The following is a 280-nucleotide window of genomic DNA, read 5'->3' on the forward strand; positions in this document are numbered from 1 at the left end:
GGGTCAAGCGCTGACGTGGGCTCATCGAATAGCATCACTTTCGGTTCCATAGCCAATGCCCTTGCAATCGCCACTCGCTGCTTCTGCCCCCCTGATAATTGCTCAGGATACGCATCCGCTTTATCCGATAATCCAACTTTCCTTAATAACTCCATTGCTTTTTGTCTTGCTTCTGCTTTGCTTACCTTTTTTACATGGACAGGTGCTTCAATCACATTCTCGATTACCGACATATGAGGAAATAAGTTAAAATGCTGAAATACCATGCCGACTTCCTGTC

General features: G+C 45.4%; 1 protein-coding gene. It reads right to left on the reverse strand.

Going from position 1 to position 280, the window contains the following annotated elements:
* The coding region (locus LKX83_RS32465; protein ID WP_227887403.1) for an ATP-binding cassette domain-containing protein at positions 1–280 on the reverse strand (280 nt) is incomplete at both ends.

Source organism: Cohnella baijiui (assembly GCF_020731285.1).
Taxonomy (GTDB): domain Bacteria; phylum Bacillota; class Bacilli; order Paenibacillales; family Paenibacillaceae; genus Cohnella.